Genomic DNA, 8,839 nt, shown 5'->3' on the forward strand with positions numbered 1-8,839 from the left:
ATGAGTTCCAGCACGCCGCTGTTGGCGGTGGACGAGCTGTCCGTGGTGTTCCACCGCAAGGGCCAGAACCCGACCCGCGCCGTCGACGGGGTCTCCTTCACGCTGGAGGAGGGCAAGGTCACGGGGCTGGTCGGCGAGTCCGGCTGCGGCAAGAGTGTGACCTCCCTGGCTCTCATGGGTCTGCTGCCGGACCGGGGAGTGAAGGTCGGCGGCAGCGCGGTCATGCGCCTGTCCGACCGGGGAGAGGAGCCGAAGGAGGCGGACCTGCTCAGGATCTCCCAGCGCCGTATGCGCGACCTGCGCGGCTCCCAGCTGGCGATGATCTTCCAGGACCCGCTCAGCTCGCTCAACCCGGTGGTCCCCATCGGCCTCCAGGTGACCGAGATCCTCAAGCGGCACCGGGGGATGCGCGGCGCCGCCGCCAGGAAGGAGGCCGCCGACCTGCTGTACCGGGTGGGCATCCCCGACCCCACCCGGCGCCTGACCGAGTACCCGCACCAACTGTCCGGCGGTATGCGCCAGCGCGCGCTCATCGCGATGGCGGTGGCCTGCAAGCCGCGCCTGATGATCGCGGACGAGCCCACCACCGCGCTGGACGTCACCATCCAGGCCCAGATCCTGGAACTGCTCAAGGACCTGGTCACCGAGGAGGGCACGGGGCTGCTGATGATCACCCACGACCTCGGCGTCGTGGCCGGGCTGTGCGACGACATCAACGTCCTGTACGCGGGCCGGGCGGTGGAGACCGCCGAGCGAGCGCCGCTCTTCAGCGACCCCACCCACCCCTACACGGTGGGCCTGCTCGGCTCCATTCCCCGCCTGGACGCGCCGCGCGGAGAACCGCTCACCCCGGTACGCGGATCGGTCAACGACAACATCGCGTGGACGGACGGGTGCGCGTTCGCGCCCCGCTGCGACCACTACACCATGGAGTGCCTCCAGGGGCCGCCCCAGCTCGTCGAAGTGGGCGTGGGGGACCCGGGACACGTCCACCGCTGTGTGAACCCCATCAGCCACGCCGACGTGGTGGACCGGGCCGTGCTGGAGAGCCCGGCCGTGGTGGGCGAGGACGAGGAGGAGCGGGGATGAGCCTGCTGGAGATCAGGGACCTCAAGGTCCACTTCCCCATCAAGCGGGGCGTGATTGTCGACCGTGTCGTGGGGCACGTGCGCGCCGTTGACGGGGTCTCGCTGAGCATCGAGAAGGGCCAGACCTACGGCCTGGTGGGGGAGTCCGGCTGCGGCAAGACCACCCTGGGCCGGGCGGTGCTGCGGCTGAACGAGATCACCGAGGGCGAGGTGTGGTTCGGCGGGGACGACCTGGCCGGGCTCGACTCGGAGTCGATGCGCCGCGAGCGCGCCAACCTCCAGATGGTCTTCCAGGACCCGCTGGGCAGCCTCAACCCCCGCCAGAACATCGGCTCCATCCTCCTGGAGGGCCTCCAGACACACGGCATCGGCGGTCCCGAGGGTGCGGAGGCCGAGGGGCTGAGCCGGTCGGAGCTGAGGCAGAGGACCAGGGAGGACCAGCGCCGCCGGGTCGTGGACGCGCTGGAGCGGGTGGGGCTGTCCGCCAAGGCGCTCCAGCGCTACCCGCACGAGTTCTCCGGCGGCCAGCGCCAGCGCATCGGCATCGCCCGGGCGCTGGTGCTGGAGCCCGACCTCATCATCTGCGACGAGCCGGTCTCGGCACTGGACGTGTCCATCCAGGCGCAGGTGCTCAACCTGCTGGAGGAGCTCCAGGAGGAGCTGGGTCTGACCTACCTGGTGATCGCGCACGACCTCGCGGTGGTGAGGCACGTGAGCGACGTGGTGGGGGTGATGTACCTGGGTTCACTGGTCGAGGAGGCCACCAGCGACCAGCTGTACGAGACCCCGCTGCACCCCTACACACGGTCGCTGATGTCGGCCGTGCCTGTGCCGGACCCGACGGTGGAGGACACCCGGGAGCGCATCCTGCTCGCCGGTGACCTGCCCTCGCCCGCGAACCCGCCCGCGGGCTGCCGGTTCCACACCCGCTGCCCGTGGCGGCAGGAGGAGCGGTGCGACACCGAGCGCCCCGAGCTGCGCCCGCTTGAGGGCGGGCAGGCGACCCACAGAGTGGCCTGCCACTACGCCGAGCAGATCCTGTCCGGCGAGATCCAGCCCCGCGAGGAGCTGGCCGAGCGGATCGTGCACGGCGCGAACTGATCCGGACCGAGCGCGCGGGTACCCCCGGAGGGTGCCCGCGCGCTCGTGTGTCCGGGCCCGGGCCCGGCCGGGGAGGTCGACCGGCCGGGTGAACCGGCGGCACACGTGCACCCGCCGGAACTCGGCGCGCAGCCGTTCCTCGTTCGCCAGGTTCGCGTGCGCGAAGGCCCTCACCACGGTACGAGGGAACCCGTCGAGCCCGGTGGGGACCGGTGACGGGGGCCGACCGCGCCGTGGGCCCGAGGCCCCTGACCCTCGTGACTTCCGGTCGGGTGGCGCGGGCGGGTAGGAAGGAGGAAGGGGACGCAGCGAACCGGGAGGAACTCATGGTGGACACCCCGCACACGCGCGACCTCGGGCTGGCGGTCTTCCTGTACGACCGGGACTGCGGCTTCTGCCAGCGCGCGGTCGCCTTCGCGCGTGACCGCCTGCGCACCCGGACCTCCTTCGCGGCCTGGCAGGACTCCGACCTGCCCGCACTCGGCCTGAGCCCCGAAGAGACCGACGCCCAGGCCTGGCTCGTGCACCGGGACGGGCAGCGGCTTGCCGGAGGGGACGCGATCGCCGGGGTGCTCCTGGGCGCCGGGTTCCCGGCCCGGACCCTCGGCCGGTTCCTGCTGCTGCCCGGGGTTCGCGTGCTCAACCGCGCCGCCTACCGGGTCGTGGCCGCCAACCGCCACCGGCTCCCTGGAGGAACCGCCACCTGCGCCCTCCCGTCTCCGAGAGGAAGGACCACACCCCCGTGAACCCCCTGGCCGCTGCCTCGGATCAGACGACGCCCCTCGGCGCGTTCCTCAGCATGATGGGCTGTCTGCTGCTCATGACGGTGGTCCTGGTGCTCATGGGGGCGCTGGGCGCCCGACGGCGGATCAGACCGAACGAGTTCTTCGGAATCCGGACCCGCTACACCCGCTCCAGCGAGGACGCCTGGTACACCGTGCACGAGCTCTCCGCGCACTGGTCGATCGCCGCCGGGCTGGTCTGTCTTCCGGGCCTGGCTCTGCTGCCGGTGGCGACCACCCCGAGCGGGGAGGCCGCCGCCGTGCTCGTGCCCATCGGGATCAGCCTCGTGGTGCTCCTGACCGGCACGGGGCGAGCCCACCGGTTGGCCCGGGAGCGCGAGGCCGGGGAGGTGGGTCGCGCCGAGCTGCCCTGAGCGGGATCAGGCCGCCCGAAGGGCCCGGCACACGTCCAGGACCCGCTCGCGCAGCACCGCGCCGCGCTCGGCGAAGTCCCGCTGGTACTCCATGTAGGCGGCCTTGCCCTCGGCGGTCTCGATCCGAACCGGGGTGTAACCCCACTCCCGGAGGTCGTAGGGCGAGGCGCGCATGTCCAGCACCCGGATCTCCTTCGACAGTTCGAAGCAGTCCGCCACCAGCTCCGACGGGACCGCCGGAGTGAGCTTGTACGCCCACTTGTAGAGGTCCATGTTGGCGTGCAGGCACCCCGGCTGGTCCAGTTCCGCCTGGCGTTCCCTCGTGGGCTGGAGCGTGTTCAGCGGGCGCGCCGGTTCAGTGAAGAACCGGAACGCGTCGAAGTGGGAGCACTGGACCCGGTGCGACTCCACCACACGGTCGGTGCCCTCGTGCCCGAGCCGCAGGGGGACCTGGCCGTGGCGGACCTCCTCGGTCCGGTACACCATCGCCCACTCGTGCAGCCCGAAGCAGCCCAGGTGCGCGGGGCGCTCGGCGACCGAGGACAACAGGCGCTCCACGAAGTCCAGGACCGGACGGGCGGCCAGGAACGCGGGCACGTCCAGGCCCACCCCGCCGGAGATCTCGGTGTGGAAGCGCTCGGAGAGCCGTTCGCGGGAGCCCTCGCCGAGCAGCACCGTCCCCACTCCGGGGTGCCAGCGCCGCAGCTGCGCGGGCTTGAGGTTGTAGTAGGTGAACAGGAAGTCCTCGACGGGGTGCCGTTCGCCCGCGCTCCTGCGCCGGACGTGGTCGCCGACCAGGGCGTCCACCCGACGCCCGTGCAGTTCGGCGCGCTCGCGCCACTCCGTCTCCGCCAGACCCCTCAGGGTCTCGGTCCTCGTTCCCGTCACGGCACCCAGGGTACGTCCGGTCCCGGCTGCCCTAGTCTTCTGGGATGCAGATCCCCACCGACGACGAGATCCGGGCCCTCCACGAGCGTCACGCGCCCACCGCCGAGGCCTTCGAGCTCGTGTACACCCACTGCCGAGCCGTGTGTGAGGTCGCCGAGCTGCTGCTCGACCACGTGCCCGCCGGGGTGGACGCCGATCTCGTCCGCGCGGGGTGCCTGCTCCACGACGTCGGCGTCTACCGTCTGATGGACGGGCACGGACGGATCGACGGCCCCCGCTACGTGAGCCACGGGGTGCTCGGTCACGAACTGCTGGTGGGGGAGGGGCTGCCCGAGACACTGTGCCGGTTCTGCTCGCACCACACGGGGGTGGGGGTCACCCGCGACGACGTGCGCGCCCAGGGACTGCCCATCCCGGTCGCCGACTACCTCGCCGAGTCGCCCGAGGAGGAGCTGGTCATGTACGCGGACAAGTTCCACAGCAAGAGCCAGCCACCGGTCTTCCTCACCGCCGACACCTACGCGGCCAAGGTGAGCCGCTTCGGCCCAGAGAAGGAGATCCGCTTCAAGGACCTGGTGGAACGGTACGGCGAACCCGACCTGGCCGCCCTGTCCCACTCCTTCGGGCACGCCCTCGTCTGACCCCGAGGAACCGCTGTGGGCCCGGTGAGGCTCAGTTGGACTGCTGGACGGGCAGGTGCCGTCCCAGGTAGCCCACGTACACCCGGTTGGTGGTGTCCGGGCCCAGGTGCGGGAAGAAGTACAGCCGGGGGCAGATGCCGTACTCGATGTCCAGCTTGATGTGCGCGTACATCGGGACCCGGCCGTCCGGCTCCACCTCGGTCGGCACCCGGAAGACCCGCTTCTCGTTGAGCTTGCCCCGGTTGCGGACGTAGTCCGACTCCTGCGAGGCCAGCCGCTTGACCGGGATCACCCGGTAACCGTCGGGGGGCTCGCGCAGGTAGGAGTGGAAGCCCAGCCCGCTGCCCGGGTTGTCGAACTGGTAGCGGGCGTAGTCGTTCAGGGCCATCAGCGCCTCCCAGGCCCGGGTCACCCACAGTCCCTCCTTGCGGCTGTCGGACAGCTCGTACACCGTCTGGTCCTCGATGGTGAAGAACAGGTGCGGCAGGGCCGAACCGTCGGTGATCCGTTCCAGCAGCTCCGCCACGCTGGACGGCGGCCGTAGCTCGGGGTCGCGCGGGGCCGGGGCCGCGGCCAGCCGGAACAGACCCGCGTCCCTCGCCTGGTCGCGCAGCCACCGCGCCTCGAACCGGGCCGATCTCCGATCCTCCCTTGCGACGGCGAGCTCGTCGGCGAGGTCGGCGGTCTCCGCGAGCATGGCCTGGTGCTCTTCCGACAGCTCACCGATCCGCGCGTTGAGCCTGCGCACCTCCTCCTTGAGCCGACGCACCTGCTGTTCCTGCGCTTGGGCGGCGGCGAACTCCACCGAGGAGACGGAGTCGTGCCCTGACTGGTGTGCGATGACGTTCCCCGATCCTGAGGGTGCCCGTGGGGGAACGGGGGCACGGGTGTTCGGACCCCGGCGCAGGTCCTCGGTCTCCTCGGCCAGGAACGCGTCGATCGCCCGGAGCGCCTCGGGCAGGCGCAGGCCGAGCGCGTTGTCGCGCACCCGCCGGGACAGGGCGGCGCCCACCCAGTTGCGCACGCGTTCGCCGTCGCGGGCCGTGTCGAGGGTGCCCGGACTCATCCTGGGGTGGCGCTGGGCGTCCCCCTCGTCGGAGGGGTCCACGCCCGGTAAGAAGGTGCGCACCCCGCCCACGGGCACGTCCAGGCCACGGGGGAGGAGCTCGGCGACCCGGTCCATGGCCGCTCCGTCCAGCACGTAACCGGCGCACATGCCCGTGCAACGGGACAGCGTCCCCGCCATGGCGGTGCGCCAGTCGGCCACGGTCACGTCGCGCGGCGCACCGGTGGCGACGATCGCGAGGCGCCGCAGAGGATCGCGGATGGTCGCGACCAGGGCCGCCACGTCCTCCTCGTCGCGCCCGCGCACGATGCGGGGTGAGGACGGCAGGGGATGGGCGCCGTCGTGCGCGCCGACCGCCTCCAGCAGCATGCGCGCGGCCTCGGGCGGCATCACGTCGGAGCGGGGGGAGTCCGAGGGCGTGGTGGGGTCGACGGTCATGTCGATCCACACGTAGTTCCACGGGGAGAGCTCGGGGTCCACCACCACCGTGGCCAGGGTGCGCCACACGCCCTCGGGTTTCTCGGACTCGGTGGTCAGCCGAAGGAAGGTCAGGCCCTCGTCGGCGTTGTGGTGCCGAGCCACCAGCGCCCGCGAACGGTTGCTCAGCTCGTACCGGCCCGAGTCGGCGAAGTCCACTCGCGCACCCGAGTTACCGCGCTTGCTCAGCCAGCGGGAGAGGACGGAGGAGGCGACCGAGACCAGGTCCCCGTCGTCGTCTTGGACGGCGACCAACGTGCGGTAGACGAGCGGCAATGGGCACTCCCGGGTTCCCGACGGCGGCGGACCCGAGGGTCCGGCCGAACCCGCTGGCAGAGCCCTCCCTCACCACTGTGGACGAAGGACCGTCGCTACGCCAGCCGGTTGACCAGGTTCCCTTCGACGGGTCAGTGCCCCGCCGACCCCAGGTCGTACTCTCCGTCTACCCAAGGAATGGCCAAGTCATCAATCCTCACACGCCACTCCGCGCCGGGAACCGCGTCCCGAAGCCGGGCGAGCGCGGCAAGGTAGTGGTTCAGCTGGGCCATCTGGGGCTCGGGCCCGCTGGCCGTGTGGGAGATCTTGCTGGATCCGGCGAACAGCTCCCGGCGCCCACCGCCGAAGGAGTACGGCGCCAGGGGCTCGAACAGCTCACGGGGTTCCAGGTCCGGGTCGGTGACCTCGCCGTCACGGACCCAGGCGGGGAGCGCGTGCTCGGCGAAGGCGGTCAGAGCGCTCTCCCCCTCGGCGATGATCCTGCCCAGCCCGGCGCGCTCGGCGTCGCTGAGCGGGGTGTCGCGGTGGGCGCTGTAGTACAGGCTGACGCTCAAGTCGGGCTCCCTGGGTTCTCGTTCGGACCCATGGTGTCCGGGGGCGCCGACATTCCCCGACCGTATGCGCCACAGTGGCCAATTCGAGGGCCCGGATTGGCGACAGTGGACAAGGCGGGCCGTGTCGCCTGGGGGTTAGCGTCGCCGACATGACCACGCACCCGTTCTGGCTGGCCGGTACCGCCGCGACCGGCGACACCGAGCTGACCGTCCGCAACCCCTACACCGGCGGGACGGCGGGCGTCGTCTCCGTGCCCACCGAGGCGCAGGTGGAGGCCGCCGTCTCCGCCGCGCACGCGGTGTCCGCCGAGGCCGCCGCCCTGCCCGCGCACGTCCGTGCCGGGGCCCTGGACCACGTCTCGCGGCGCATCGGCGAACGCGCGGAGGAGATCGCCCAGGTGATCACCGCCGAGAGCGGCAAGCCGATCAAGTGGGCCCGCGCCGAGGCCGGACGCGCCGTGTCGGTGTTCCGGTGGGCCGCCGAGGAGGCCCGCCGGGACAGCGGCGAGCTCCAGCGCCTGGACACCGACCCCGGCGGCACCGGGCGCATGGCGCTCGTCCGGCGGGTCCCCAAGGGCCCCGTCCTCGGCATCTCGCCGTTCAACTTCCCGCTCAACCTGGTCGCCCACAAGGTCGCCCCGGCCATCGCGGTGGGCGCGCCGGTCGTGCTCAAGCCCGCCCCGGCCACCCCGATGACCGCCCTGATCCTCGGCGAGATCCTGGCCGAGACCGACCTGCCCGCGGGCATGGTGTCGATCCTGCCCATGCCCAACGAGCTGGCGGCCCCGCTGATCACCGACGAGCGGCTGCCCGTCATCTCCTTCACCGGCGGACCGTTCGGCTGGGAGCTCCAGCGGCGCGCCCCGCACAAGCACGTGACCCTCGAACTCGGCGGCAACGCGGCGGCCGTGGTGCTGGACGACGCCGACCTCGACTGGGCCGCCAGGAGGGTGGCCCTGTTCGGCAACAACCAGGCCGGCCAGGTCTGCATCGGGGTGCAGCGCGTCGTGGTCACCGACGCCGTCCACGACGAGTTCGTGCGGCGTCTGGTCGCCGAGGTCGAGACGCTGGGCACCGGCGACCCGGCCGACCCGAAGACCGACGTCGGACCGCTGGTCGACGCGGCGGCCGCCGAACGCGTGACGTCCTGGATCGACGAGGCGGTCGCCTCGGGGGCCCGCCTCCTGACCGGCGGCACGCGTGACGGCGTCACCGTGGCGCCGACCGTCCTGGCCGACGCCCCGGCCGACTCCCGGGTGGTGCGCGAGGAGGTGTTCGGTCCCGTTCTGGTCGTCCAGCGGGTCGCTGACACAGACGCCGCCTTCGCCGCCGTGAACGACAGCGACTTCGGTCTCCAGGCCGGTGTCTTCACACGGGACCTGCCCACCGCCTTCCGCGCCCACCGGGAGCTGGAGGTCGGCGGAGTGGTCGTCGGGGACGTCCCCACCTTCCGCGCCGACCAGATGCCCTACGGCGGCGTCAAGGGTTCGGGTGTGGGCAAGGAGGGCCTGCGCGCCGCGATGACGGACCTCACCCACGAGCGGGTCCTCGTCCTCACGGGCATCGACCTGTAGGGCCGGGGAACAGGGGAC

Annotated in this window: 9 protein-coding genes; 6 read left to right on the forward strand and 3 right to left on the reverse strand. The window is 72.0% G+C overall.

Annotated features, from left to right (window positions below; all coding sequences use genetic code 11):
• The 4 genes from KBX21_RS21370 (at nt 1) to KBX21_RS21385 (ending at nt 3,345) form a co-directional block, all read left to right on the forward strand.
• A complete protein-coding gene (locus tag KBX21_RS21370) occupies nt 1-1,089 on the forward strand; it encodes an ABC transporter ATP-binding protein (protein ID WP_049574844.1) in 1,089 nt (362 codons plus the stop codon).
• The gene (locus KBX21_RS21375; RefSeq protein WP_049574841.1) at nt 1,086-2,189 is read left to right on the forward strand and encodes an ABC transporter ATP-binding protein; all 1,104 of its coding nucleotides are present in this window, start codon (nt 1,086-1,088) and stop codon (nt 2,187-2,189) included. The genes KBX21_RS21370 and KBX21_RS21375 overlap by 4 nt, the downstream gene beginning before the upstream one ends.
• A 326-nt stretch (nt 2,190-2,515) precedes the next feature.
• The gene (locus KBX21_RS21380; RefSeq protein WP_210843284.1) at nt 2,516-2,935 is read left to right on the forward strand and encodes a thiol-disulfide oxidoreductase DCC family protein; all 420 of its coding nucleotides are present in this window, start codon (nt 2,516-2,518) and stop codon (nt 2,933-2,935) included.
• Nucleotides 2,932-3,345, forward strand: coding sequence for an SdpI family protein (locus tag KBX21_RS21385; RefSeq protein ID WP_210843286.1), 414 nt, complete (start codon nt 2,932-2,934; stop codon nt 3,343-3,345). Before KBX21_RS21380 ends, KBX21_RS21385 begins: the two co-directional genes overlap by 4 nt.
• Before the next feature lie 6 nt (nt 3,346-3,351).
• Here KBX21_RS21385 and KBX21_RS21390 read toward each other — a convergent pair whose 3' ends face one another.
• Nucleotides 3,352-4,233: a hypothetical protein gene (locus tag KBX21_RS21390; RefSeq protein ID WP_049574833.1), complete on the reverse strand. Its 882-nt coding sequence runs from the start codon at nt 4,231-4,233 to the stop codon at nt 3,352-3,354.
• A gap of 44 nt (nt 4,234-4,277) precedes the next feature.
• Between KBX21_RS21390 and KBX21_RS21395 the strand changes: the two genes are divergently transcribed.
• The gene (locus tag KBX21_RS21395; protein WP_049574830.1) at nt 4,278-4,874 is read left to right on the forward strand and encodes an HD domain-containing protein; all 597 of its coding nucleotides are present in this window, start codon (nt 4,278-4,280) and stop codon (nt 4,872-4,874) included.
• A 31-nt stretch (nt 4,875-4,905) separates the two neighbouring features.
• On the opposite strand, the gene KBX21_RS21400 is transcribed toward KBX21_RS21395, so the two are convergent.
• A complete protein-coding gene (locus tag KBX21_RS21400) occupies nt 4,906-6,693 on the reverse strand; it encodes a hypothetical protein (RefSeq protein ID WP_210843288.1) in 1,788 nt (595 codons plus the stop codon).
• Between the two features lie 131 nt (nt 6,694-6,824).
• Entirely contained in the window at nt 6,825-7,247 is a 423-nt protein-coding gene (locus KBX21_RS21405; RefSeq protein ID WP_210843290.1) for a hypothetical protein, read from the reverse strand.
• Between the two features lie 149 nt (nt 7,248-7,396).
• On the opposite strand from KBX21_RS21405, the gene KBX21_RS21410 reads away from it, so the two are divergent.
• Nucleotides 7,397-8,821: an aldehyde dehydrogenase family protein gene (locus KBX21_RS21410; RefSeq protein ID WP_049574814.1), complete on the forward strand. Its 1,425-nt coding sequence runs from the start codon at nt 7,397-7,399 to the stop codon at nt 8,819-8,821.
• Nucleotides 8,822-8,839 lie beyond the last annotated feature (18 nt).

The sequence above is a fragment of the Nocardiopsis sp. B62 genome (genome assembly GCF_018070675.1).
In the GTDB taxonomy this organism is placed as follows: domain Bacteria; phylum Actinomycetota; class Actinomycetes; order Streptosporangiales; family Streptosporangiaceae; genus Nocardiopsis; species Nocardiopsis prasina.

Excerpts from the sequence above, each read along its gene's own strand:
- KBX21_RS21370 (WP_049574844.1), top strand. The coding sequence starts at position 1 with ATGAGTTCCAGCACGCCGCTGTTGGCGGTGGACGAGCTGTCCGTGGTG.
- KBX21_RS21375 (WP_049574841.1), top strand. The coding sequence starts at position 1,086 with ATGAGCCTGCTGGAGATCAGGGACCTCAAGGTCCACTTCCCCATCAAG.
- KBX21_RS21380 (WP_210843284.1), top strand. The coding sequence starts at position 2,516 with ATGGTGGACACCCCGCACACGCGCGACCTCGGGCTGGCGGTCTTCCTG.
- KBX21_RS21395 (WP_049574830.1), top strand. The coding sequence starts at position 4,278 with ATGCAGATCCCCACCGACGACGAGATCCGGGCCCTCCACGAGCGTCAC.
- KBX21_RS21410 (WP_049574814.1), top strand. The coding sequence starts at position 7,397 with ATGACCACGCACCCGTTCTGGCTGGCCGGTACCGCCGCGACCGGCGAC.